The following is a 26,227-nucleotide window of genomic DNA, read 5'->3' as shown; positions in this document are numbered from 1 at the left end:
AGGGAACTTGGACGTCGGATCGTGTTGACTGTTTGCCCTTACAAACATCCGGGAAACGCTCTCCCATCCCCTGCCAAGACACGAACAATCCGACGCTCCTACCGGGTCTCACGATTCGGTAGGTTTTTTTATTGCCGTCGTCATGCGTGGTCGGGTGAACATGCAGGTGGCGATTTCTCCAATCGCCGGAACGACTTGTTGCAAGCGACTTCATCAATCCGGGCTTTGCGTAGGCGACGATTGTGCCTACAATCGCGGCGCGCATTCCATTTTCTCCTTCCAACGGACGAATCATGACTCACGCTTGGCATGATGTCACGCCAGGGGCTCAGGCACCATACACGTTCATGACAGTGATCGAGATCCCCAAGGGGTCGAAAGTCAAGTACGAGTTGGACAAAGGGACCGGCTTGCTCAAGATGGACCGAATGTTGTACTCCGCGGTCCATTATCCGACGAGCTATGGCTTCATTCCTCAGACCTTGGCTGAAGATGACGACCCGTTGGACGTGCTCGTTCTCTGCCAGGAAGCTGTCTCACCGTTAACACTTGTGGAGAGTCGGGCGATCGGGTTGATGACCATGATCGACAGCGGCAAGCCGGACCACAAAATTCTGGCCGTCGCCACACACGACCCGGAATACAACTCGTTTAACGAAGCGATGGAACTTCCGCAGCATCGATTGAGTATGCTTCGCCGGTTCTTCCAAGACTACAAACTCTTGGAAGGCAAAGCGGTTGAAGTGGACGAGTTCCAACCAGCGTCCGAAGCGTACCCGGTCATTGAAGATGCCTTGGCCCGATACAGTACTCAGCGGCGTCGCGGATTTTGATCAACGCGATGGCGTTTGAATCCGTTCGATCAATTGCGTGATCACGGTTTCGACATCGACCTGAGTGGTGTCGATCAAAATGGCATCCTCGGCGGGCACGAGTGGAGCAACGTCACGATTCTGGTCCCGCTGATCACGTTCCAGGATTTGTCGGAGCACATCACCTTCGGTGACATCCGGATCAGAATCGGTTTGCTTTGACCGCAGGTCTTCGAATCGCCGCCGGGCTCGTTCTTCCGGAGCGGCGACCAAGAAGAACTTGCGTTCCGCCTTCGGGAAGACCACCGTGCCTTGGTCGCGGCCTTCGGTGACAATGTCTCTGCCCGAAGCTGCCAATCGTTGCAGTCGCACCATTGACTCACGAACTTCAGGAATCGCCGCGACAATCGAGGCCGCTTCGGAGGCGGCTTCCGTGCGAATTTCGTCGGTCACGTCCTTGCCGCTGGCCGACACGCGACCGTCATGGAATTCGATGACCACATTCCGTGATACTTCGATCGCCGCGGAATCCGTTCGTTCTCCTTGGCTCCATAGCAATCCAACCACGCGGTACATGGCACCGGTATCGAGAAACTCGAATCCCAGTCGCTGTGCGAGTTGCCGAGCCACAGTGCTTTTGCCCGATCCCGCCGGGCCGTCGATTGTCACAATCATAGGACTTTAGACTTGTTCAGTTAAAGCAGGCTACTGTTGATCGAAGCGTGATGTGTTCCGAAGACTTCAGGAAACAATGGACGTGCGTCTTTATCAGTCACGTAAGACCGAATTACCGTCTAGAACTCGAATTCGACATCAGCGATTTCGTAGGGGGCTATGGGTAGATGGACTTGGTCGTCTTTCACGACGAGTGTATCGAGCGTGCGGCCTTGGAAGTCACGAGTCCGGGCTTTTTGTGGGTTCCGAAAACAGCGGATCACGACGTTGCGACTGCGTCCTTCCGTCTCGAGGAGACGGAGGGCAAAACCGTTCGCGGTCCACTCGGGATTCTTCGAGTCGGACATTGCCGGCAAGACACGCAACACTTGGGCGTTCTTGGCGTTGATGTGAAACAGCCAACCCGTGTTCCCAGATTTCGGCGGACCGACTTCCGTTGGCACCATGACGATCGGTGTTTGGGCCGCTCGTGTGGCTTGCATGGGGTACGGTTCGTCAACCGCGATTGACAACTTGAATTGGCGTCGTGACTCCCCTTGCGTGATCAACAAGGAATCGAGCATTCGCGTGTCCGTCTTTCGATGACTTGGCAGACCGTGGAAGAGAATTGTCGTACGGTCGTCGTCGGAGGCAATTTCCAGGTAATCGGTCGATTCAAACCGTTCGCCCATAATCCCGTGTGCCCCCTGCTGAATGGCTCGCGTCAACACGGCTCCCGGATCATGCCACGCGAATCGAGCCGCGTAGTAGTTGGTCCACGGGTCCGCATCAGGGGTTTTTCGGGGTGTTAATTCGATATCCACATCGACCACGCGTCGAAAACGACTGACACGCACGGTCTGCCGATATTCCGCCAAAACGGTGTCAGTGGCGTCGTCGAGCAAATCGCCAGTCGTCACAATCTCACCAACCGCTGGCCCAGTCGAGGTGATCGAAAGATCCCGACAGACCATACGCGAGTAGTAGGATGGTTCCGTGTAGCCATCGTCACCAACGGGAATCTGACGTTCGTGCGGAAAACGATACGCGAGCTGCTGACTGAGCCGATTCGGAACCCGCCCGTAGTTCTTGATTCGCGCGATCCCGCCGGTGGTAGGGTTGATGCTCACTTCGAAAAACTCGTTCCGAAGCACATTTTCCTCCGCCATCGCGGGTTCCGACTTGGATTTGGAGACCGCTCCATCACGTGGAAGCCAAACGAACCCAGAACCGGGAATCTCGAGAATTGCGGTCCGTCGCATGTTGTCGAACTGTACGGCTTTCACCGGTCCGCTAATCGCCGGTGGATTCGGCCAGTCATCCAAGGCGATTGGCTCGGTCCGCGTCTCGCTGAGCGTGTTGATTAACAGGAGTCCCGGTTGATTATCCGCTCCATGCAGGATGATCTGAGACAGTTCACGTCCGGCGGACTGCACAAAGGAATTAAGCTTTTCGTCGACGTTGCTTTTGTCTTCCGCTTCCGCGTCGGGGTTGGATTTCTCAACGAGTTCTTCGATTTCCGCGGTTTGGTTATCGTCGACTGGTTGGCCGATCAGTACTTTCGACATCGCCGAACACCATTGGCCTGCTTCGAACCGTTCTCGTCGGGAAACGTGATCGGCGAATCGGCTCAGTGGATCGGGCAGCAAACGGGCCGCTGTTTGAATGAAAAACGGTGGGGCGTATTCTTTCGCCTCGAAGTTCGAGACGCGAACCGGTTGATCGGTATCGCGAAAGAACTTCGTGAGCGTGACAAATTCGCCCAGGACGGGGGCGTAGCGATTCATCCGGTGAAGATCACCGAGCCACGGCGATTTGACCTCCGGCCAACGAGCGAACAATACGGCCGCCGATTGGTCTTGCTCCATCGACTCCGCCATCAATAGCGGGAACCGCAGGAAACTTGCGGCACCTTCGGCCGTGAGAGGAAATCGGCAAACCGCATCGATTCCGCTTCCATCAATCCCTTCCCAGCGAATTTTGCTGGCATCTTCTTCTGGATATAAACCATCATCCATCACTAGATGGAGTGCCCCTTCAAATGCTGATTTCGAAAGGATTTGTGGCAACTGCCCCGACAAACCATATCGTCGCCGTCCCCATACGACCGGTGTGCGGTTGAAGAGTTGCTGAAACCGGCGGCGTCCTTGGTCAAATTCCCAAAGAACCGAACCGATCGGCATGGAGGTGAGCGGGGCTTCCCGAAGATCGCCGCCGATGAGATCCACGCGGTCCTCGGTCCAACGTGACTTCACACGTTCAACGAGTTCACTGTGATTATCCGCGATGGCTTGCCAATCTTCGGCCGACGTCACGAAATTGACCGAGTAATCGGCTTCCATCAACTGATTCAGAGCGTCCGACTGCTCATCGGCCAATCGTGGGATGAGCAAACAAAGATCGATGATGTAGCAACCGATCGGGTAGAATCGCTCCCGCGCCTCTAGCAACTCTTCAAACGCATTCTTGAGGTGCTTCTTTGCCGTTTCGTGGTCGTTGTTCTCGACAGCGGTAGCCGCGGTGACGGCCTCACGTTCGAGATGAACCTCATCGAGATTGCTATAATGATGCATATGCCGCGTGAGCAATTCCATTTGCAACCAGCACGTGCCCAGTGCAAGGAAGTCAGCGACAAATTCGGAGTCCGTTGTCTTCTCTGACCCCAAAATCCGCTCAATTTCCGCCAGCATTTCCGATCGGTCGGATAGCCCGGAGATGACAATCGCTCCCTGAAGTTCGGCATGTTCGACCCAACCGCCGGGAAGCCATTCTTCACATGCCGTGGGAACGATGAACAACCGTTCGTCGAGATCGTCCGGCGGTTCGTCGGATCGATCCCAAGTCGGCAACGCACCACTTGCAGCGAGTAACCGCGGATGCCAGGCGACCGCAAAGGCATTCAGCAGACTGGTCGCCTGATCATCGGGAAGCTCTGTGGGAAAGTCTTCCAGACTGTGGCAGGGAATGAGAACGGTAACGCTCCGGATGGTCATGGCAGCCCGGTTGTCAATTGGCAAAAGGTTTCACGGCGTTTTCAGAGGGTATGATAACGAATCTGCCGGGAAAACTTCGATGCTGCAAATTTCTTTGGAATTTTGGGAACGATTCGGGACTAGTCTTCGTCATTCTGTCGTGCGTATGATTCTCAAGCGCTCAACGGTGTTTTCCGCAACATCCGCAATGTCTTTTCATGAGTTCCAGGCGAACCTGCCGAGAATGCGTTTTTCGTTGACTTTTATTCAAACCCCGTGTTAGCTTTCACTTGAGCCGATGCGTCCGGGGTCTGTCTCGGTCACGTGGACGACAAGAGAAAACGATTCAAGCTGCTCAATCAATTTATTGATTCCAAACGTAAGTATGATAATCGGGTGTTGCCAGAGGGTGACGAGATTGCCGTATATACGTGGTTGGAAACTCAATTTCCGATCTTGTTCCGAATCATCGGGGCCGATTGGGCAGATACCATTGCAGTTCAATTTGATTGACGAATATTCCGAGCCGCGACCGCGTTTGCGAATCGCGTTGTGAGTGGATAGGAGACGAACCATGGCCGAAACTGGTGGCGGAGTTTGGGGAATCGAAATCGGTCAAGCCGGTTTGAAAGCCGTCCGCCTACGGTACGCCGAAGCGGCGAATCAGGTGGTGGCGGTGGCGTTTGACTACATTGCCCATCCGAAGATTCTGAGTCAGCCCGATGCTGTGCCGGAAGAACTGATTCCCCAGGCACTTACGGAATTCCTGTCCCGAAATACGGTTCAAGGTGACCAGGTCGTCATCAGTGTGCCCGGTCAAACCGCTCTCGCGAAGTTCGTGAACCTGCCACCGGTGCCGGGTAACAAAGTCGCCGAGATCGTCAAGTACGAAGCCAAACAGACGATCCCATTTGCGTTGGAAGACGTGATTTGGGATTACCAAGTGCTCTCAGCTGGTAGCGAGGAAAGCGACTTCCTCCTCGACGCTGAAGTCGGCATCTTCGCGATGAAGCGGGATGAGATTGCCGCTCGTCTGAAGTATTTCCAGGCTCAAAAGATCGAGCCGGACGGTATCCAGATGGCTCCGCTGGCCCTGTATAACATGGTCAGTTACGACAAAATGGGGTTGCGGCTGGATGGCGACAAAGAACCGACGGATGAATACAACATCGTCCTCGACATGGGAGCCGATAACACGACGCTGGTGGTCACCAACGGTGCAAAGATTTGGATCCGCAACGTACCGATCGGCGGCAATCACTTTACTCGCGCTCTGACGAAGGAAATGAAATTGACCTTCGCCAAAGCAGAACACCTCAAGTGTAACGCGACCAAAGCGCCGGACCCACGAGCCGTGTTCCAGGCGTTGCGACCGGTCTTCAATGACTACGTTTCAGAAATTCAACGGTCGATCGGCTACTTCTCCAGCGTTAATCGAAGTGCGAAGATCAAACAGGTGATTGGGGTCGGGAACGGTTTCAAACTCGCCGGTTTGCAAAAGTTCTTGCATCAGAATTTGCAGTACGACGTCGTCCGGTTGTCCAAATACGATGAACTCGCGGGTGATGCGGTCACTGGCAGTTCAATGTTCCAAGAGAACATTCTCACGTTCGCGGTTCCCTACGGCTTGGCGTTGCAGGGGCTGAAGCTCACGCGGATTCATACCACGTTGCTGCCGCCGGAAATCGTGACCGCTCGGAAGATTCGGGCGAAGAAACCGTGGGCCGCCGCTGCTGCAGCCGCGTTGCTCGGCGGAATCGCGTTGTCTGGTATTGGTTTCGCCCAGGTTGCGAAGTCGGTCAGCGAGGATCGCTTCGGCGATGCTGAGAAGGCCGTCGAGAATTTCCAATCGAAAGTCAGCGGTTATCAAAGCTCATATCAGGCGGAGCAAAGCACGCACGCCGGCATCATGGAAAAGGGTGCCGTCCTGATTCAAAACCTGGAATCACGAACGCAGTGGCTAGAGCTTTACAAAGCGATCAACGAAGCCCTTCCGAAAGAGGAAGTCGATTCCAATCAAAGCGACCTCAAACAGCAGAATCGGATCCACATTCAGTCGATCACTCAAGAACACATGGATGATCTGAAAACGTGGTACGCCGGGCTGAGTGAGACAGCCGCGCTCTACATGAAAGAAGCCGATCGCAAACCTCCCGAGGGGCCGGGGTTCGTGGTGACGATTCGTGGATATCACTTCCATGCGAACGGCCACAAGTTCCAAGAAGCAACCTTTCTGAAGAATCTTCAGGATTGGCGTGCAGAAGATGGCTTCCCGATTCGGGAAATCGGAATCAGCCATGCCACGTTGATCGATACCCAGGATTCAAAGTGGCTGTATAACCCGGATCTTCGCATCCAAAAGATGCTGGAGAGTCGTCAAACCGGTGGCGGCCGTGGCCGTTTCGGGGAAGGGGGGGGACCAATGCGGTTCAATCCTGGTAACCCGATGGAAGGGGGCGGTCCCGGGAGTGGTCTCTCACCGGAGGACCAAAAACTCTTGGACAGTTCCACGAAGGTCACTGAGTGGAAATTTGTCCTGCAATTCGTATGGCAACCGACCCCACTTGGCGAACGCGACTTGAACAACTTGCTGTGGCAATTGCTGTCACAAAATCCGGAAGCCACCATGACGGAGGCGACCGAACAAGTGACTGCTTACAACGAAGAGCTTAAGAAACGGAAACTCGTCGGTGAGGATACCGAGAAACAAGAGATCGAGTTGACCGAAGAGAAGTTCACAGCGTTCAAGACCAAGCACTTTGATACCGAAGCCGTCATGCCAAGTGCCGCCGCTCCAACCATGGGTGGGGGTGGTATGGATGGCGGGGGCGGCATGATGCCCGGTGGTCACGGTGGATATTGACGGAAATCAATTGTGGTTGGTCTTGTTAACGGAACTTCTGGTCAATCAGCAATGTCTTTAGAATTGGGAAACTTAAACATTCCGATTGGCTGAAACATGAGTGTTCAATCGGCTTTCCCAACAGCGAACAACTTTTGACGCGGATGCCATCATGGAAAAATTGCAGCCCATCCTGAAACACAAGTTCTGGATCATCAGCGGCATCGCCTTGTTGATTCCGTTGATCGGTTGGTTCATGGACCGTGGGGCGATCGCCGAGCGAATCCAAACCCGTTGGGATACGCTCTCCAAACTTGCTCCGCCTAGCGGTGCGAATACACCGAATCAGACCTATATTGACGGCATCAAATTCGTCAATGAACGGCAAGCCGAACGGCAGAAAGTTCTGGAGCGAGAACTTTACGAAGAGCAGAAACAACTCTGGTTCTGGCCAGCCGAAGTCGCAGATCGCATGGCGGAGAAATCCTATCGCGATCGCGTGAACAACAGCATCTTGCAAGACTACCGCTTTGCCTACACCGACCATTTCGTGAAGGATGTTGTCGAATCGACAATTCGCCCCTATCGAGTGAGTTACAGTGGGGAAGAGTCCGGCTTGGTCAAGGTGGATGGTGGTACCGGCAATTTCGGTGGCGGCATGGCCGGTGGTGGAATGCCAGGTGGACGAGAGTTTGCTGGCGGCGGTGGCACGGGACTTGGGATGGGGGAAAATTGGTTCCCCAGCAGTATCCAACACATTGATGCAAAATCTCGTTGGGCAACCGAACCCCCAACACCAAAAGAAATGTGGGATGCCCAGGAAGATCTGTGGTTGATTCAATCGCTCTTGGAAGCCGTTGCAGAAGTCAATGACGGTGCCCGACGCGTTTCCGACGCACCCATTCGTGAAATCCACACCCTGTTCCTTCGTGGGGGAAGCCGACCCGATCCCAACGCTGCGGCCGCGGGTGGGATGGATGGCGGTATGGGAATGGCCGGCATGGCTGAACCCGGTGGATACGCTGGAGGTGGCGGCGGTGGTGGCGCTATGTTTGGTAACCGCATGGGCGGGGGCGAAGGGGGCATGATGGGCCTCGGCGGTCAACAAAGTGCCGATTTCGCCGACGATCTTGATTCAGTCTTTGGCTCCGCTCAACCTGTCGCAGCGGGTGGCATGGGTGGTGATCCGATGGGTGGCTCACCCGGAGGCGGCTACGCTGGTGGTGGCAACATGATGCCCGGGGGAATGATGGGCGGTGGGATGATGGGCGGCGATGGCGTGGGAGGGAATCAGAATCTCCGCCGGTATGTCGACGATGACCCCGAACTTCCCTACAAAACCCGAGGTTTCTATCTCCACGTCACCATGTTGCATAGCGATTTGCCTCGTTTGCAAGCGGCTCTTGTTAGTCGCGGATGGCCGGTCACATTGCTTCGAGTGCAATTTGTCTCGAAACACCATGACTTCGAAGGGATGAACCTCGACGGTCAAGGCGGCCGCCGACGAATGGGACGAGAAGGCGGCGGACTTCCATTGCGACGTCGCCCCCGTGGTTTAAGTCCCATGGGTGGTGGACTCGCGGAAGGTCCGATGGGATTTGGTGGTGGAGCTGGTGGTGGAGCCGGTCCTGGCAGCGTGGTCCTTTCACCGAATGCGGACGAACAACAGACACTTTGGGACGCCGCCATGGAAGATCCGTATTTGGCCGACGTGGCGATCGCTGGTTTGATGACCTTGTACTCCTCACCGGACATCGACGAGGAAGCCATCCAGGAAGCCGAAGCTGAGGACGTCGCCAAGCAACAAGCGACGCAGCAAAATGCGACTCCCGACCAAACACAACTACCGGCCGGCGAGGGGGAAACACCGATGCCGACCGACGGGGCTCCGATGCCGTTGGGGCAGGAACAACCAGCGAACGGCGGTAATCCGGCCAATCCGAATCCGAATCCGGCCAACCCAATGCCGGCTACTAATGGAACGCAACCGGGAACACCGGCGGCGGTTACCCCGGGGAACGGTCCGCAGCCGAATCCGATGGGCAAACCGGATCAGCCCACTGGCAATACCGAACCCGCAACACCAGGAACAAACACGCCCGCGGCTACTGGGCCGACGACTGAAAATCCCCCTCCCTCTGGTCCGCCTGTGAATCCTTAATTGGGGCGCAGTCGGAGCACCGAGCGTTTTGATTTTCGGTCTCTCAACTTTTTCCGTTAGGATGAACACGTTATGAAACCTTCACTCTCAGGTCTCAAGAACATCGACTGGAAGCAGTTGGTCGTCAACCATGGCGAGAAGATCGCTTTGGGTGTCGTGGGGTTGCTCGTGGTCTTCATTGTGGCCGGGGGCACGCGATGGTCCACCTTCCAAGAGAAACAGCCTCAGCAGATCAAGGACCAAGTGGTCGCCGAAGATCAAACGTTGATGGCTGCGACATGGCCCGATTCCGAAAAGATCGCGTATCCGGCGGCTTACAACGTTCAAGAGTTGGTCTCGCAACGGCAAGGGCCAATTGACGTGCGTCCGTTCGTCTTCCTGCCTGGTCATCCACTGAAACGGCCACTTCACCGGCAGCAGAAGAAGATTCAGGAGCCGGAATGGCTCGCACCGCAGGACCCCGAAGTTTATGCAGGCCAAATTGCGATCGCTATGGCAATCCCCGGTATGAACATGGGGATGGAAGGTGTCGCGGGACTTCCTGGTGGTGAAGGTGAAGGCATTGAAGGCTTCGGTCAGCCAGCGGCAGATTTTGACAACCCATTTGGGCAACGACCGAACAACGCAGCCGGCGGCGAAGGCGCCATGGGACTGCCCGGTGGTGGCGGACCCGGTCGGGGGCCAATGCCGATGCCAACCGGCGGAGCACTGCCTGGCGGTGGTGGACACGGCGGCGGTGAAATGGAAATGACCATGATGGGCGGTGGTGGATATGGTGGGGCTACTGCTGCTCCGACATTCAATATCCAGGGCGAGCGTTATGTTTCGGTTCGGTTGGTTTACCCATACCGCAAACAGGTGGAAGCCATTGCGGAAGCTCGAAGTGATCGCACGCAGTGGCAGTCGGTCTTGCAGAAATTCCAGATCACTGATTTCGAAATCCAACGTCAAAAGGCGAAAGCCGGACCAAACCCATGGAGCGACAAGGACGAAGATTGGAGAACCATCAATAAAGAATTGGCGATGGGGATCCTCAACAAAGTGGATTACTTCGATGCGGACATTGTCGACCTAGCTGACGTCGACCCATCGATCACAATGCCATTGCCTGCACGATTGGATCGAAACTGGATCACTCGAGATGCAGGTCATAAACGGCTGAAGACGTTGACCGAAAAAGAGAGAGACGCCAACGAAGCGTTGGCAGAGATGCTGCAAAAGAGTCAACAGATGATGGAGACCGACGCAATTGATCAGCCGGTCGTGGTGGAAAAGGGGGGATTCGCGGGTTTGCTGACGGTGAACACTCGCGGCATCATGGATGAGATGGCGTCGAATCCCCAAGCACGTGGGAACTTCGTCAACATGTTGGAGCGTGAATACGGCGGCGAAGGCGGCACTGGCATGGTTGGTGCGATGGGAATGAACAACCTGGAATCGGCTTTGCAAAGCATTCCTGAATTGATTCTGTTCCGATTCTTCGATTTCGATGTCGAACCCGGTGCTGCGTACCGTTATCGAGTTCGTATTATTGTGACGAATCCCAACTATCAACTTCCATTGGAACAAATTGCCCGTCCAGAGGTCGCGCAAGAAACGACCCGCGAAACCGATTGGTCCGAGCCGTCACCGGCAGCCATCGTTCCCCGCGACGTTTACTACTACGTCAACAACGTCGAACCACCGCGGTCTTCCAGTGCGGAGGCAACAGCGGAAATGGAAATCATCCAATGGCTTCCAGATGTCGGAACACCCGTGCTCGCAAAGATTCCATTGCGACCAGGGCAAATGATCGGCGGACGAGAAGACGTCGAGGTCGTTGAACCCCAAGTGGTGCTGGAAGAACAAACGGTGATCTTCAAATCTAACGACTACGTCGTCGACACCGAGCCATCGGCGATCGACACTTCGGCTGGTCCCGGTGTGGGTTCCGGTGATCTCCATGCGGACCTGAATATTCCTTCGTCGCAACGTGGACAGGTCCGGATGATGCCACAAGCGTTGGTGGTTGACCAATCCGGACGGTTGAAGGTCCTCAGTCCCGAAACTGATGCCAGAGAGCGAAACGCGAAGACAGACTACATCAAGCAGATGATGGATTACTTTGCGTATCTCAAAGCCCCCGAAATTCCTGAAGGTGGTGAGGGAATGTTGGGCTTCGAAGGTATGGGCGAAGGTATGGAAGGCGGCTATGGATACGGGGGAGCACAACGGGGAAGTGGTTCTCGTTCGGCTCGCAACCGACTCCGAGCACGTCGCGGTTCTGCCGGTGGCGGATACTAGACGAGTCGATCTGTCACTCAAACGTACTAGACTTTCAGTACGGCAACACCAGCGAGTTTCTCTGTCAGCAGAGAACTCGCTGTTTTTTTTGTAAGGCTCGTCAAACGAGACGGAATTGCCGTCATGTTTTCTTCGCCATATGATGACAGGGAAAATGCGCGTCTTGGGATCGGGACTTCAGGAGGTCTGGGATGGCGGATTCATTCGAAGAAGAGGTCGAACTCAGCGGACATATCGTCGACAGTTTACTGTTGCCGAAGGTGCTCGATGAGATCACGGCATCCGGTGGTGAGTTTGAGATCCGTGAGATGCAGGTCGGTCACGGTCGGACAGATCCCAGCTATGCCCGGCTGCTTGTGAAGGCATTGACAACGGACTTGCTAGAAGAGATTCTGACCCAGATTGCCCATCACGGTGCCGTTACGACGAATCCGATTGATTGCGAACTGGCGACCGCAGACATGGACGGTGCGTTTCCTGAGAACTTCTACGCCACCACCAACGAGGACACAGACATTCGCGTGAACGGCGAATGGATTCGAGTCGATCCTCAGGAGATGGATTGTGGTGTGGTTGTCGATCTCGGCGAAAAGGCCGCACGCTGCGTGCCGATGTCTGATATCCAGAAAGGGCAAACGGTGGTTGTGGGCCGAGCCGGGACAAGGGTTCGGCCGGTCGGCCGCGATCAAGGGACCCGCGATGCGTTCGGGTTCATGCAAAGCACCGTATCGACGGAGAAACCGAAGGCCGCCACAATTCGCGAAATTGCTCACGCCATGCGTCGGGCCCGTGAGGGGGATGGACGAATTTTGCTGGTTGGGGGGCCGGCGATCGTGCACACCGGCAGTCGCGAGCATCTCAGCAACATGATCCGCGATGGGTTCATCAATGTGCTATTTGCCGGAAATGCGTTGGCCACGCACGACATCGAGCAATCGTTCTTCGATACGAGTCTCGGCGTCTCGATGTCTGACGGCGGTTCAATCGAGGAAGGACACGAGCATCATTTGCGTTCGATCAATCGGATTCGGCGAGCGGGGAGCATTGCTAACGCGGTCGAACAAGGAACGCTGCAAAGCGGCATCATGTATGAATGCGTACGAAATGAGGTGCCGTTTCTTCTTGCCGGCAGTATTCGGGACGATGGTCCCCTGCCCGACGTCATCACCGACACGATTGAAGCCCAGCAAAAGATGCGGGAGATGATTAACGGTGTGACGTTCGCGTTGATGATCGCCACAACGCTTCACAGCATCGCAGTGGGAAATCTTCTGCCAGCACGAGTCAAAGTCGTTTGTGTGGATATCAATCCAAGTACCGTCACGAAACTCGCCGACCGTGGGACGTTCCAAACGATCGGACTGGTGACGGATGTCGAACCATTTCTGCGTGTCCTTGTCGACGAGTTAAAGCAACCCGGTGGTTGAACCGAGGTTCAACTTCGCAAAGCGGAAAACTGATCGATCGGAATACGCCTCATTGGTTCTTCGGACCTTGCCGTTTCGCAATTGCGGCACGTTCGGCTTCGGCGTCGAACTTGGGGTTTTTCTTGGTTGGAATCGGTGCCCTGGTTTTCGTTTGCCAGTCTTGCAATCGTTTCAATAGCTCCTGACATTTTTCGGGACGACGATTAGCCAAGTTCTGAGTTTCGCCGATGTCGTCTCGCAAATTGTACAGTTCTAGCCCGCCATCTTCGAAGTACTGGTGCAGCTTCCAATCGCCGTATCGGACGATGCTGCACGGTCGCGAGCGGAACAACGGATCTCGTTGCTCGTTCCAGACAGCGTACGATTGCAAGTAAGCTGGAAAATGCCAGAACAAACCGCGTTCCGGGAGTTTCTGCACTTCACCCTTGAGAAATGGAACCAGGCTAATTCCGTCGACAGGTTGGTTTTCCGGTAACGGAGCATCCGCGATTTCACAGAAGGTGGGAAACAAATCCACGCCAGTTACCGGTTCGTCAGACTTCCGCCCGGCTTGCACGACGCCCGGCCAATTCACAAACATCGGCACACGGATGCCACCTTCATAGTACGTGCCCTTGTAACCTTTCAGCGGTGCCATGTCCGTCGCGGGTCCGTAGCCTCCGTTGTCGGAGAAGAACACGATCACGGTGTTCTTCTCCAATTTGAGATCGGTCAGAGCTTGCCGAATCCGCCCGACGCCATCGTCGACGGCTTGAATCATCGTCGCCATCGCAACGTGATTGTGAAGTTCGCCCTTCGGTTTAGATTCATACTTTGAAACGAGTTCACGCTTGGCGTTGAGCGGAGTATGAACCGCGAAGTGCGTGAGATACAACAACCACGGTTTCTCACGATGCGTTTTGATGAATCCGATCGCTTCATCGCTAAGCCGATCTGTAATGTACTCACCAGCCGGAGCGTCTTTCAAACCGGGGGCGTTTCCGTGCGGCGGATAATACCCACGCGGTGGACCACCCGAGTGCGTCCCGCCGATGTTCACATTAAAGCCAAACTGGGTCGGGTCGTCGCTCAGATGCCACTTTCCCATGGTCGCCGTCGCGTAGCTGGCGTCCTGCAGGACTTTCGCCCAAGTGGTGATATGAGATTTCAATGTGTCCGTTCCAGGAACGTGCAGCAGTCGGCGATGCTTGGCTTTTCCTCTCGGTCCGGTGCCAACGTTGTAGATTTCATGCCGAGGCGTGTACTGTCCGGAGAGCAAACACGCCCGAGCTGGTGCACAGTTCGCAGCGGCGGAATAGGCATCCGTAAAGACGATTCCCTCTGCCGCCAGCCGATCCAAGTGCGGGGTTTCGTAGAAATCGGACCCCATGTAACCGGTGTCTCGCCATCCGAAATCGTCAAGGAAAATGAACAAAATGTTCGGCCGACTCTCAGCAGACTCTGAGACATTCGGAGTGAGCAGTGGAAGCAGACTGAATGCGAAGAGAACGATGAAGCGCATGATGGCAAGTTCCGAAAACACGAGATGTTTTCAGGGCATCATACCAACGGACTCTGTTCAGTTCGACTTCACGAATGACCTCGAATGTCGGAAGCGTGGAAGCACCGATCAGCGAACCGGGGTCTCGGGAGCATAATGGGGATTCGGCCGAGTCGTGAGTGACTGTGCAAGCCGGTGCTGTAAGAATGTGTGCAATTGCTCGGCGTAGAAGGCGTGGCCAGTTTCGGAGAAGCCACGGGAATTGGTGAGGAAAAGGGAGTCAGCATCGGGATGGCTTCGGAATTCCGGAACCGGATTGTGGAACCGGATGTCCCGTTCATTGCAATAGGCACCCAGAAGTTCGAGTGGGCGACTGCTGAGAAAAACGCCATTCTGCGGCACATCGACGCGTTGACGCACACCCGGTCCATTGGAAGCCGAACCGGAAATCTGCCACGGAGCGGGGATCGCAGAAACGACAAAGTCGGCGTTGATTCGACGGGCAAACTCCGCCATCAACTCGATCGGAGAGAATGCTTGTTCGATGTAGACGGACCAGTCCGGCGGCTCATCACGCAGCCAGGCGTAGCAACCTTGGGGCGAATTAATATCGTTCGTGTCTTCGGCCTGTTGACGAGAGTCGGTCAACCATTCCAGTTGCGTCTTCAACCAGCGAACCGTCAGAAATCGTTGTAATCCAGCTCGTTCTTCTTCCGGACTGGTACGTTCAAACTCCGCGTTTGGACAACCCATCGGAGTGCCATCCGCGGCCATGCGTGTGTGTCTGCGGTAGAGATGATCGTCTGCGACATCGGTCATGTCGAAGTTCAGAACGATTAAGTCTGGTTGGAAGGCCAGTAGAGTTTGCCTCAGTTGCAAGTAACTGAGCAGCGGACAGTACCCTTTGACTCCCGCATTGATGACCTCCACTTTTTGTCGTGTGCCGTTCTCGAGTGATACCTGCAGGCGTTGGCAGAACGTGTCCGGCTCTGTGACCTCGCCGGCAAACACACTTTCGTCGCCTAAGCAAACGACACGGTAGACATCAGCCGGTTTTGGGATCAGAACATCGGGACCACGCAGCCCGTAACTGTTCGTCCGCCAAAGGATTGGCTTACCTGTATCGGGGTGTGGGTGCTTCTGAGCCTTCAACGGTTTTAATCGATGATGGACCGCCCAACTCGGCATGGTCAGGTCGAAGGTGCGATCGAGTGGGTTCCCTTGGTCACGCTGCCAGGAGTCGTGAACACGCAAACCCACTTCAACGCCGCCAAGCAGAAGAATCAGTAGGACGATTGCCTGGATGAAAGGTTTGAGTCGCGGACGCCGAGGCCGTGGCATAATCCCATCGCAAACCGAATCGAAATCGAATATACGGAGTGACTGCGGAATGTATGGGAACGGCGAATCCGCCTCAAGAGCGGTTTATCGAAGACCCTGCGTCCAGGACTATTCAGCCATCGGTCGGACCACCGGGACCGAACTCGCGTTCAAGAGTTCTTCCAGGTTCGTATGTGATTGGACATCAACCCGGATGGCATCGTAGGTCTTGTCCGGGTCTTGCAGAACGTCGAGGTTCGTCAAGATGACCTGGATTGGGTTTTGGTCCGTCTTCGGCAGGTCCTGAAAGATCGAACGATTCACGATGGCGACGGTCTGTAACTTTTCGTGCGGTCCAAGTGGGATTTCACGGAATGCGAACGACGAGTCATCCGTTCCGCCCGACTCCGGCCGCACTGTTACAAAAATCGAATTCCCGACGATTCCTTCCCGTGGCAGTACCGTTGCGTCGTCTAGGACGGGACCTTCAATCCGAGCATAAACGAACGTCCCAGGCAACAAGGGAACCGCTTGTTCGGCGTTATCGACTTCCACATAGACCATCAAAGTTCGCGTCTGTGCATCCGCTTCTGGCGAACGTCGAACCAATCGCCCGGTCCAAGTGACATCGTCTTGCAGGTTTTGTGCAAGTTCGACCTGCGGCTGAACACCGTTCGAGAGCAGTTGTTCGATCTTGGTGTAATCTGCTAATTTCAAAGGCACCGGGATTTCGACCACAGACACGTCCGTCAGACGAACCAGTGGGTCACCGATCCGCACATATTGGCCTTTTTCGACCATCACTTCGCTGATCACCCCTGCGAACGGCGGCACGATGATCGTGTGTTCCAGATCGCGTTCGGCAATCCGGTAGTCGGCTTTCAGGGTTGCCAATCGGGTTTCCGCAGTCTCAATGCGAATCGGATAGAGGTTCTTTTCGTTCTCCTCTTTGACAATCGCATCCTCATATCGTCTCAAATCCAGCAGAGCCTTGGTCAACTCGCTGGGGGTCGCCACACCGCTGGATCGCATATTCTGGATCCGGCGGTATTCCGCAGTCGCGGTTTTGTAGTCATCCTCGACCTTTTGCAGCATCCGCAGATTGTTTTTCTGCTCTTGCTGGAGACGCTTGATTTCCGCCTGGGCTTCGCGGACCTGGGCTGCCACTTGCGCGACTCTCTGTTCATACGCTTCGGGATCGATTGTCAGGATCTGCGTGCCTTCGGGGGGCTGGCTGTCGCCGGGACTTTGCGGCGTTTCCGGCTTCGGATAGACGTGCCAACCCCGTTCGAGATGTTCTGCGTTGATGATCCGCCCCGCAACTTCGGCGGATAACGTCACTTCTCGGTCCGCTTCAGCCGTTCCGTAGGAGACGATCAATTCACGGAGTCGTGTTGTCGAAACGTCGTAAACTTCAACGTTGTACCGTTTAATTCGAGCGCTGTCATCGACGACCGGTGGCTTGTTCAGAGACGCCAAACCCACAAACGCGGCAACGCCCGTGAAGAAAACAAAAACCATCAGAATGACACTGATCGAAATCCGAGGCCAACGCCGCAATGGTTTTTGAACCGATGAGGTCATGTGCTGAAACTATGAGTTGAGAAGGAAAACGGATTCGCGCTGCGTTTCAACTGTCCTACCAAAGTCATCTGCCCAACGTGCCAACAACTCGGTGACGTTGTCCCAGATTTCCCATAATCGCTGCTGCGATTGCCGGAGCTACTGCTTCAGAAAATGCGGGCAACTTATTTTAGCGGTGGGGTTCACGTCGCACATGCACTCGCGATAAGCGATCAGATAGCCGACTCTTCTCGTTTTCGCTTACAGTTCACGCATTCCTGAGTATAAGGAATTGCACGGAGCCGCGCCTTGGGAATCCCGCATTTCGAAGTCGGTTTGCCGGCAGTGATGCATCCCTCGCACAGCCCATATGTGCCATCTTGAATGCGGTGGAGTGCGGCGTCAATCTCTTTGAGAACTTCCTGATCGTTTTCCATCAAGAACAACGAGAAGTCCTGTTCATACGCCGTGGACCCCAACTCCGCCATATGCGTCGGGCTTTCGCCATCGCTTCGACCACGGTCCAACGCTTCACCGGTCAGGTGCTCGACATCACCTCTCAACCGGGCTTTGAGTAGTTGCAGTCGCTCCCGAAACTCTTCAAAGTCGGATTCTTTCAACATGATGCAACTCACCTCAGTGCCGGGTTGGAAATCAGTGGGGGTGTATTGTTGGACGTGGGTGTTGGGTGGTCAAGTGTTTGGATGTTCGGTTTTTGCAAACAGTTGCATTCAGTCGATCCGTATTTGAGCAACGCGTTAAGTTCGTGTTTGGATCACTTGAACGAGTTCATTTTCCGGAACCGCTTGCTGTTCGCCGTTCTGAAGATCTTTGAGTTGCCATTGCCCTTGGCTGAACTCCTCGTCTCCCGCAATGAGAGCCAATCGGAACCCTTTGCGGTTGGCATACTTCATTTGCTTGCCGAAGTTTTTCGTGTCCGCGTAGACCTCGGCAGCGATTCCCGCTTGCCGTAAGGTACGGCCAATTCGGAGGTAATCTCCCAAACGGCTTTTGTCCATAATGGTGACTAACACGGAAGCCGGTGTCGCGGCGGAGTCGATGAGTTCCAGGCTTTCCATCGCCGCCAAAAGACGGTCCAACCCCAAACTCGCCCCCACTCCTGGTAGCGACTGCGATGTGAACAGATTCGCCAAATTGTCGTAACGTCCTCCAGAACAAACACTTCCGATGTCCGGCAGGTCGCTGAGGAACGTTTCGTAGATTGTGCCTGTGTAATAGTCCAAACCGCGTGCGATGGACAAATCAAGAACCAATCGGTCGCTGGGAATGCCTGCCGTCTGAGCGGTCGAGAAGAGTTCTCGCAGTCGGTTCACACCTTCAAGCCCCTGCTCGTTCGTCTTCAACATTTCTTCGAGTTGATTGAGCACGGCTGTTTGATCGCCCGACAAATCGGACAGCTTCAGCACCCCGTCGGCTTGCTCCCGTGACAGGCCAACAACGTCGACCATCTCATCTAACACCTTGTCACGGCCGATCTTCGGGAGTTTGTCCAATGCACGGAGAATCTCTGTGGAATACTCCGCCACGGAATGCAGTTCCAGCAATCCATTGAGGACCATGCGGTTATTCACGCGGACTGTGAATCTTTCGAAACCGATCTTCTCGATCAGGTCATGAATGACAAGGAGGGTTTCGATGTCCGCGACGTTCGACGTCGTGCCGACCGTATCGAAGTCGCATTGCATAAACTCCCGGTAGCGGCCGGCTTGGGGTTTCTCGCCCCGCCAAACGGACGCAATATGATAGCGTTTGAACGGCGTTCCCAACTCGTTGATGTACTGAGCGGCAAAGCGAGCGAGAGGCACGGTAAGGTCGAACCGCATCGCGACGTCTCGACCACCGCTGTCTTCGAATCGAAACAATTGTTTGTCCGATTCTTGGCCGCCCTTTCCTGTCAGAATCTCGGCATATTCGAGTGCGGGGGTGTCGATCGGGCTAAAACCGTACGCGCGATAGACGTCACGCGCGGTTTCGATTAACCGTTCCCGGGCAATCATCTGGTTTGGAAGATAGTCCCGAAATCCTTTGAGGGTACGGGGTTGAATGCGTTGTGATTTCGACACGAGACTCGTCAGGGCAGAGGGAAAATTGATCGGTGAGGTCTTCAACGGAGGTCAAGCAGGCTGACCGTTTAATACGGGCAGTTTGACATCGCGGGTTTTTCGAGATCGCTTCCGCGGGGGCAGGATGGCTTCGGCGTACTCCCAAATTTGCTCGGCTGTTTCAAAAAGCTTGTCGTAACAATCGTTGGAATCGTACTCGCAATCATCCGTGGAATAACTGCGGCAGATTTTCGGCCGAGTCTCGTAAACTCCGCAGCGATGATCGTCTTGCAGATGTTCACAATCGTCGTGAACCATCAGGTACCACGTTTCACCATCGACGAAAATTGAGACTCGACCGTGAAACATATACCAGCGGATGTTATCAAAATCATCCCAGTCCGTGGGTGTTTCAATCGGCAGAGCAAAATATCGGCAGCAGCGAGCTGTGCAGTAACTGCACAAATTTTCGTCTGCCGAAACTTGGCTGCGAGGAACAATTTCTGGCATCTAACCCCCTTTGATATGCGAAGACCCCATTTTAGCCGACGGGTTCGCGCGTCGAAACGCTCAAGCTGGGAGAATTTCTGATCTGTTGCATTGAAGAACCTGTTTCGGCGGGAAAGAATGACATGGTGCGTTTTGGTTTGATGTCAAATCCGCGCGTACTCATGTAAAGTCAATGATTACCACCCTTCGACTGAAAATAGTTAGTGCTCATGGCTCATCCCGCTCGTGCTGCCGCCTTCATCGACGACAAACTCCGTGCGCGTTGGCATGATTCCTCATTATGGTTTGTGCGAAGCAAACGCGACCGCATGGTCAATTTGTTCCCGGAATGGGAACATCTTCGTGAGACCGCGTCGAAGATCAAACGGCACACCCAGGGACGGCTTGCGGATTATCTGGAGGAGTTCGAGAAGAACGCCACGGCACTTGGGGCGACGGTCCATTGGGCCAAAGATGCCGCCGAACATAACGAGATCGTGCTTTCGATCTTGCAGCAACACAACGTCGAACGACTCGTCAAAAGTAAGTCGATGTTGACTGAGGAATGTCATCTTAATCCGTTCCTAGAGCGACATGGGATCGATGTGATCGACACGGACCTGGGAGAACGCATCGTTCAACTTCGTCAGGAAGGTCCTAGCCATATCGTGATGCCGGCGATCCACACCAAGAAGGAAGAGATCGGCGAGCTGTTCCATGAGCATTTGGGGACGGAAGCGGGGGCGTCTGATCCGCAATATCTAACCGAGGCGGCTCGGCAGGATTTGCGAAAGCGATTTTTAGCGGCGGATGCAGGGCTGACCGGCGTCAACTTTGCAATCGCGGAGACCGGTGGCATTGTGATCTGCACGAACGAGGGGAACGCCGATCTCGGGACGAGCTTGCCGAAGCTGCACATCGCTTGCATGGGCATCGAAAAACTGATTCCGAAAGCCGACGATCTCAGTGTGTTCCTGCGGTTGCTTGCGCGATCGGCAACGGGGCAGCCAATTACGACTTACTCGTCGCATTTTCACGGCCCGAGACCTGGGGGCGAGTTGCATATCGTTTTGGTCGATAACGGACGCAGCGATATTCTTGGCAGCGACGATTTCCGGCGGAGCTTAAATTGCATCCGCTGCGGAGCGTGTATGAACACCTGCCCCGTTTACCGACGGAGTGGTGGGCATAGCTATGAGGCAACTGTTCCGGGGCCGATTGGCTCGGTGTTGAATCCTGCTCACGATGCGGAAAAGTATTGGTCGTTGCCGCACGCCTGTAGTTTGTGCGCGTCTTGTACGGACGTGTGCCCTGTGAAAATTCCGCTGCACCATCAACTTCTGACGTGGCGAAAGGAGATCGCCGCGAAGAAGTATCTACCGTGGACAAAGCGGACCGGCATGAAACTCATGGGATTTGTGCTGAAACGACCCGGTTTGTATCGCTTCGCCGGTTGGGCTGCCCGTGTGGGATTGCGGATGATGCCGCGATTCCTGATTTACAACCCATTAAATGTTTGGGGCAAGCAACGCGATTTGCCGACTCCGCCGAAGCAAACATTTCGTCAGCAGTATACTCAACGTCAGCAAGAAAAGTCTGTGGACACGAAATAGGGACGCGGTCGACGTGTTGCCTCGGGGGACACTCGGGGTAAATACGACATTTACTGTTTCTTCATCAAAAGTTCGCATTCGCGAACATAATCCAGTCACGCGTTGACCCGCCTACCTATTCATGGACCGCCGACCAAGCGTCTGCGGTACATGCCCAGCGTGATTTTTCTTCCCGTCTTTTTCTGCGGACCGACTTCCCAAGAGGCAATACATGCGACGAGACACCCAGAGACACCGACTTGGTTTCACACTTATTGAACTCCTTGTGGTGATCGCGATTATTGCCATCCTCATTGCATTGCTCCTGCCAGCAGTGCAACAGGCGCGGGAATCGGCGCGACGGACACAATGTCGAAACAACCTGAAGAACCTGGGCTTGGGGCTTCACAACTATCATGACCGCGTGCAGAAGTTCCCGTTTGGTTGGGATCAACGTGGTTCGGGTTGGACGACCATGATGCTGCCGGACATCGAGCAGAGTAACCTTTACGAAACGCTTGTCTTTCAGGAAAGTGGACTCGGCAACTGGGGCACCGATGGCGGTCCCAACGAAGCGGCGGCGGGCACATTGATTCCGACGTTCCGTTGCCCAACGATGCCGATCGTAGAACACATTGACAACAATGGGATTCCCGGTCGCGTGCCTGTGAGTTACCGGGGGAATGCTGGCTCGTTGGCCAGTTCCGATGACACCAGCACGATTGTTTCCGGCTCGATCTCTTTGGAGAACCTTGGCCAGAACGGAATTTTCTACGCGTGCAGTGCGACACGCATCGCGGACATCAAAGACGGGACATCAAACACGTTCCTCCTTGGTGAGTCGATGACGGACCCTGAGTTCGTCAAAGACGGTCAAGCGATGGATTACTGGGCGATCGGCTCACCACAGACTGACCCATGCCGATGCGACGGTGGCACGGGCGGTACGGAATTCACCGAATACGCCGGCACAACGTACTTCGGCATGAATTTGCGTACGAAAGATCCAGCCGCCGATGGGAAGCACATGGAAATTTCCTTCGGAAGCTACCACGCTGGTGGAGCGTTCTTCCTGTTGTGTGACGGTTCGGTGCGTTTCGTGGCGGAGTCGATCGACCTGGCCGCATACCAAGCGTTGTCCACACGGAAGGGCCGCGAGGTGATCGAAGAATAGAGCCTGCACGTCCGAATGCAGTGTATTTGTTCTCGCGGAAGTCGATCGCCCTGCGGGTGACCGCTTCCGCGTTTTTCGTTGCTGCCGGAATTCGTCGGGCAAGCGTCGTTGAATTCGTTCCCGGATCAGCCGGGAGTTATTGCTTACTGCTTTCTATTGATGGTCTTTGAAAACGTGATTCACTTCTCAAATTTTGCAGCGAACAGTCGACTCGTCCTGGCTTGCATCGTGACTTTGCTCGGTGTTGGTTGTGGCGGTTTGCATACCGATTACAGCCAGCTCGACTTGGCGGAAGTCAGCGGCACGATCACTCTTGATGGTGAACCGTTGCCGAACGCAAGAGTCAAGTTCGAGAATGAAACCGGTGGGTATTCCTACGGACTCACGGACGATTCCGGAGCGTACACGCTGATGTTCAACTCTGAGAAATCCGGGATTCAGCCGGGCGAGAAAACCGTTCGGATTTTCACGGTCGGCGGAGGCCCTGAATTTAGTCTCGGGCAGGAAGAAATGGTCGAGGAAGATCCTGATGCCCCGACTGAGCAGGAGATCATCCCCGCCAAATACAATAGCGAGTCGGAATTGACAGAGACCGTTGAGAGCGGAAGTCAGACGATCAATTTCGATCTACAGTCGAAGTAGCTTCGATCGATCGTTGCTATCGGGCGGCGGGCACCCAGACAAACTTATCCTCGCTGAGTTCCGCCTCGCCGTCCCAGCGATATCCGCAGAGCATACCGTCTTTGGCGACACTCCAATCCAAGCAGCAGATGTTCGTCGCCAACAATTCCGGTCGCTCACCTCTCAACCAATAATGCCCGCAAAACATGGGCGGCTCGTCGGAATCGTACGGGCGGATATGGGCCACTTCGGTGACAGCGTCGTTTGGGTATGTCTCGTTCGGTGGCAGCGCGTATGTTCGGAACGTCTCGCCATCCGGCAATCGATACCACTGCGCTCGAAGCGCGGATCGTGCGTGGCCATCTTTGTCAATATGCTTCGAACCGGGGGGCAATCGAATTTCCTTGCCCTTGAGGATTTCTTCCACCGCCTTGAACAACGGTGTTCCAGATCGACCCGCTTGGAACAGGAATTCGTCCGTCCAGATTTCCGGCTGGTCGTCGACGGTTCGTGACTCTGCGATGCGTTGAATTTGCTCTCGGTCCCAACATGCGTGAGCCGCTCGAAAACCGTCCAACTCAAGCCACATCGGGAGTGTGCGAAACCACTCCAGTGTCTCCCGCAACTGATCAGAACAAGATTCCGGCGTGGACTGGAATTGCTCCAAAGTCGCGGCGTGCTGTCGAACTTTAACGGACGTATGCGGACGCACCCAAGCGTCCGGGGCGGTGGATGTCTGCTGATCGGGCCATTTCAGATGAAATGCCAGTGCATTGAATTCATGGTTCCCCATCAGGGCGATCGCCGATTCCGCGTTGACCATCGCCCGGACAATTCGCAGGGTTTCGGCAATCTGCGGACCACGATCGATGTAATCGCCAAGGAACACCGCTCGACGTGTGGGATGACGGAAAACGCCGTCGGATTCAACGTACCCCAATTGTTCAAGCAACCGAACCAGAGCGTCGGCATGCCCGTGAATATCTCCGATCAAATCGTACACGAAATTCCTGATCCTTCTGCAATGGCCCACATTATTGGGAACGCTTGGGGGCTGCGTTTCGCGTCATCAAACAAGACCACGCCAACGGTCCCTCAACACCACCCGCATCTTCGAGATGAATTTCCCGCAAAAAACCGATATCGAACCACTCGGACCAGTCCGTGCGAATTTCATCAGCCGACAAACGGGGCGGTCCACCCGAACCGGGAGCGTTGGAGTTCCCCGTGATCATTAACAATTGAGTTCCCTGACGACAGGCAGACAGGACGGTTTCCTGAAATCCCGGCAGATCAATCTTCCGGACACAGTGGTAGCATCCCCGATCGAACAGGAAATCAAAAGGAGTTTCCACAAAGGAAAGGTCGGTGATGTCACCGCACTGCCAGTTGACCGACACACCATTGGCATCCGCTTTCTTTTGAGCAAATTCCAAGGCTGTTGGCGATAGATCGACAGCCGTCACGTGGAATCCACGTTCTGCCAATGCAACGGCGTTGGTGCCGGTTCCGCAGCCGAGTTCGAGGGCCGATCCCGGTGGAATCGCTTGTTCATCAAGAACCCGCAGGAGTTCACGTGAAGGCAACCCAGAATCCCAGGGCATGTCTCCTGTTCGGTAACGTTTGTCCCAATCTCGTGGTTTTTCGGTCATTGTTGCGGGAGCTGATGCCGGGAATTGGTCGGGATGTTTTCAATCGGTCGAGTGACTGCTATTCTATCGAGACGCTTCCTTGATAACAGAGACTTGGGTTCCCGGATCCGCCAGAAATTGAACGACTATGGCTCCTATCAACATCCTGCCTTTTGAGCGTCCCATTTACGAGTTGGAACAACAGCTCGAAATTCTCGAAAATCAGCCTGATCCCACGCCTGGCACGAAAGACGCCATCCGCAACATGCGGGTCGAAATCGCTCGGATGAAACGAGAGATCTTCGAGAACCTCGATCCGGCAGAGGTTTGTTTGGTTTCGCGTCATGGGAACCGTCCGCAAACTTTGGACTATCTGGAGTTGGTTTTCGACGAGTTCGTGGAGCTTCACGGCGATAAAGCGTTCGGCGACGATCGGGCAATCGTGACCGGTTTCGCCAAGTTGGATGACCACAAAGTTCTTCTCGTCGGCCAACAAAAAGGCCGTACGCTGAAGGAACGGAATCAGTGCTACTACGGCTGTGCCCATCCGGAGGGGTATCGCAAAGCACTGTCCAAAATGCAGTTGGCGGCGAAGTTTCAAGTGCCGATCATCTGTCTGATTGATACACCCGGTGCTTATCCAGGTGTGGACGCCGAGGAACGCGGTATTTCCTACAACATCGCGTTGAACCTGCGAGAAATGTCGATGCTCAACACGCCGATCGTGTGCGTGGTGATCGGCGAAGGTGGGTCGGGCGGTGCATTGGGGATCGGCATTGGCGATCATATCGCTGTCTTGCAGTTCGCGTATTATTCAGTGATTAGCCCAGAAGGCTGTGCCGGTATTCTTTGGAAAGGCGTTGAACACAAAGACAAAGCCGCCAAAGCTCTCCGGTTCACGGCTCCCGATCTTGCACAGCTTGGCGTGATCGACGAAGTCATCTCCGAGCCATTGGGCGGAGCACACCGCGATCACCGGGCGATGGCCACCATGTTGCGGGGATCACTGAACGCCGCACTCAAAGAGTTGTACACGATCCCCAAAGACGAACTGCTCAATCGCCGATACGAGAAGTTCCGCCGATTCGGTGTTTTCGAAGAAGGTGGAGACCCGGCCGCGGCGTAGGTTCGGAATCGTCGCCG

General features: G+C 54.9%; 19 protein-coding genes. 9 read left to right on the top strand and 10 right to left on the bottom strand.

The annotated features are described in order from the left end of the window. Positions 1–293: 293 nt before the first annotated feature. Positions 294–833 (top strand): inorganic diphosphatase, encoded by a 540-nt coding sequence (locus G6R38_RS00820; RefSeq protein ID WP_166819795.1) that lies wholly within the window; start codon positions 294–296, stop codon positions 831–833. Here the strand turns inward: G6R38_RS00820 and cmk are convergent, their stop codons facing one another. Together cmk and G6R38_RS00810 are read right to left on the bottom strand one after the other, a co-directional pair. Further along, positions 834–1,487 (bottom strand): (d)CMP kinase, encoded by a 654-nt coding sequence (gene cmk, locus G6R38_RS00815; protein WP_166819794.1) that lies wholly within the window; start codon positions 1,485–1,487, stop codon positions 834–836. Between the two features lie 119 nt (positions 1,488–1,606). Next, the gene (locus tag G6R38_RS00810) at positions 1,607–4,459 is read right to left on the bottom strand and encodes a glycoside hydrolase family 38 N-terminal domain-containing protein (protein WP_166819793.1); all 2,853 of its coding nucleotides are present in this window, start codon (positions 4,457–4,459) and stop codon (positions 1,607–1,609) included. 553 nt (positions 4,460–5,012) lie between these two features. On the opposite strand from G6R38_RS00810, the gene pilM reads away from it, so the two are divergent. The 4 genes from pilM to G6R38_RS00790 all read left to right on the top strand — a co-directional run bounded on the left by pilM (position 5,013) and on the right by G6R38_RS00790 (position 13,151). Next, complete coding sequence (gene pilM, locus G6R38_RS00805) at positions 5,013–7,301, top strand: type IV pilus assembly protein PilM (RefSeq protein ID WP_166819792.1); 2,289 nt, start codon at positions 5,013–5,015, stop codon at positions 7,299–7,301. Positions 7,302–7,452: 151 nt separating this feature from the next. Then, positions 7,453–9,441, top strand: a complete 1,989-nt coding sequence (locus G6R38_RS00800) for a hypothetical protein (protein ID WP_166819791.1) — start codon at positions 7,453–7,455, stop codon at positions 9,439–9,441. A 72-nt stretch (positions 9,442–9,513) separates the two neighbouring features. Continuing rightward, on the top strand, positions 9,514–11,724 hold the full coding sequence (locus tag G6R38_RS00795) for a hypothetical protein (protein ID WP_166819790.1): 2,211 nt from the start codon (positions 9,514–9,516) through the stop codon (positions 11,722–11,724). A 191-nt stretch (positions 11,725–11,915) separates the two neighbouring features. Then, on the top strand, positions 11,916–13,151 hold the full coding sequence (locus G6R38_RS00790) for an ornithine cyclodeaminase (RefSeq protein ID WP_166819789.1): 1,236 nt from the start codon (positions 11,916–11,918) through the stop codon (positions 13,149–13,151). Between the two features lie 49 nt (positions 13,152–13,200). On the opposite strand, the gene G6R38_RS00785 is transcribed toward G6R38_RS00790, so the two are convergent. From G6R38_RS00785 to G6R38_RS00760, 6 genes are all read right to left on the bottom strand, one after another. Next, positions 13,201–14,652 (bottom strand): sulfatase, encoded by a 1,452-nt coding sequence (locus G6R38_RS00785; RefSeq protein WP_166819788.1) that lies wholly within the window; start codon positions 14,650–14,652, stop codon positions 13,201–13,203. 108 nt (positions 14,653–14,760) lie between these two features. Beyond that, a complete protein-coding gene (locus G6R38_RS00780; protein WP_166819787.1) occupies positions 14,761–15,972 on the bottom strand; it encodes an SGNH/GDSL hydrolase family protein in 1,212 nt (403 codons plus the stop codon). A gap of 108 nt (positions 15,973–16,080) precedes the next feature. After that, a complete protein-coding gene (locus G6R38_RS00775; RefSeq protein ID WP_166819786.1) occupies positions 16,081–17,535 on the bottom strand; it encodes an efflux RND transporter periplasmic adaptor subunit in 1,455 nt (484 codons plus the stop codon). 212 nt (positions 17,536–17,747) lie between these two features. Further along, on the bottom strand, positions 17,748–18,137 hold the full coding sequence (locus G6R38_RS00770; RefSeq protein WP_206028417.1) for a TraR/DksA family transcriptional regulator: 390 nt from the start codon (positions 18,135–18,137) through the stop codon (positions 17,748–17,750). Between the two features lie 135 nt (positions 18,138–18,272). Further along, the gene (hisS, locus tag G6R38_RS00765) at positions 18,273–19,598 is read right to left on the bottom strand and encodes a histidine--tRNA ligase (RefSeq protein WP_240928012.1); all 1,326 of its coding nucleotides are present in this window, start codon (positions 19,596–19,598) and stop codon (positions 18,273–18,275) included. 51 nt (positions 19,599–19,649) lie between these two features. After that, on the bottom strand, positions 19,650–20,087 hold the full coding sequence (locus tag G6R38_RS00760) for a YkgJ family cysteine cluster protein (protein WP_166819785.1): 438 nt from the start codon (positions 20,085–20,087) through the stop codon (positions 19,650–19,652). Between the two features lie 209 nt (positions 20,088–20,296). On the opposite strand from G6R38_RS00760, the gene G6R38_RS00755 reads away from it, so the two are divergent. From G6R38_RS00755 to G6R38_RS00745, 3 genes are all read left to right on the top strand, one after another. After that, on the top strand, positions 20,297–21,679 hold the full coding sequence (locus G6R38_RS00755) for a lactate utilization protein B (RefSeq protein ID WP_166819784.1): 1,383 nt from the start codon (positions 20,297–20,299) through the stop codon (positions 21,677–21,679). A gap of 211 nt (positions 21,680–21,890) precedes the next feature. Next, positions 21,891–22,832, top strand: a complete 942-nt coding sequence (locus G6R38_RS00750) for a DUF1559 domain-containing protein (protein WP_166819783.1) — start codon at positions 21,891–21,893, stop codon at positions 22,830–22,832. A 174-nt stretch (positions 22,833–23,006) separates the two neighbouring features. Further along, the gene (locus tag G6R38_RS00745) at positions 23,007–23,474 is read left to right on the top strand and encodes a carboxypeptidase-like regulatory domain-containing protein (protein WP_206028416.1); all 468 of its coding nucleotides are present in this window, start codon (positions 23,007–23,009) and stop codon (positions 23,472–23,474) included. Between the two features lie 16 nt (positions 23,475–23,490). Here the strand turns inward: G6R38_RS00745 and G6R38_RS00740 are convergent, their stop codons facing one another. Together G6R38_RS00740 and G6R38_RS00735 are read right to left on the bottom strand one after the other, a co-directional pair. Beyond that, positions 23,491–24,456 (bottom strand): metallophosphoesterase, encoded by a 966-nt coding sequence (locus tag G6R38_RS00740; protein ID WP_166819782.1) that lies wholly within the window; start codon positions 24,454–24,456, stop codon positions 23,491–23,493. Between the two features lie 31 nt (positions 24,457–24,487). After that, the gene (locus G6R38_RS00735; RefSeq protein ID WP_261345346.1) at positions 24,488–25,105 is read right to left on the bottom strand and encodes a class I SAM-dependent methyltransferase; all 618 of its coding nucleotides are present in this window, start codon (positions 25,103–25,105) and stop codon (positions 24,488–24,490) included. A 127-nt stretch (positions 25,106–25,232) separates the two neighbouring features. Between G6R38_RS00735 and G6R38_RS00730 the strand changes: the two genes are divergently transcribed. Then, positions 25,233–26,210: an acetyl-CoA carboxylase carboxyltransferase subunit alpha gene (locus G6R38_RS00730; protein WP_166819780.1), complete on the top strand. Its 978-nt coding sequence runs from the start codon at positions 25,233–25,235 to the stop codon at positions 26,208–26,210. The last annotated feature ends 17 nt before the right edge of the window (positions 26,211–26,227 follow it).

This window comes from Thalassoroseus pseudoceratinae, from assembly GCF_011634775.1.
GTDB classification, from domain to species: Bacteria; Planctomycetota; Planctomycetia; order Planctomycetales; family Planctomycetaceae; genus Thalassoroseus; species Thalassoroseus pseudoceratinae.
Note: the sequence above shows the minus strand (reverse complement) of the source record. Positions and strands in the feature narration are given on the sequence as shown.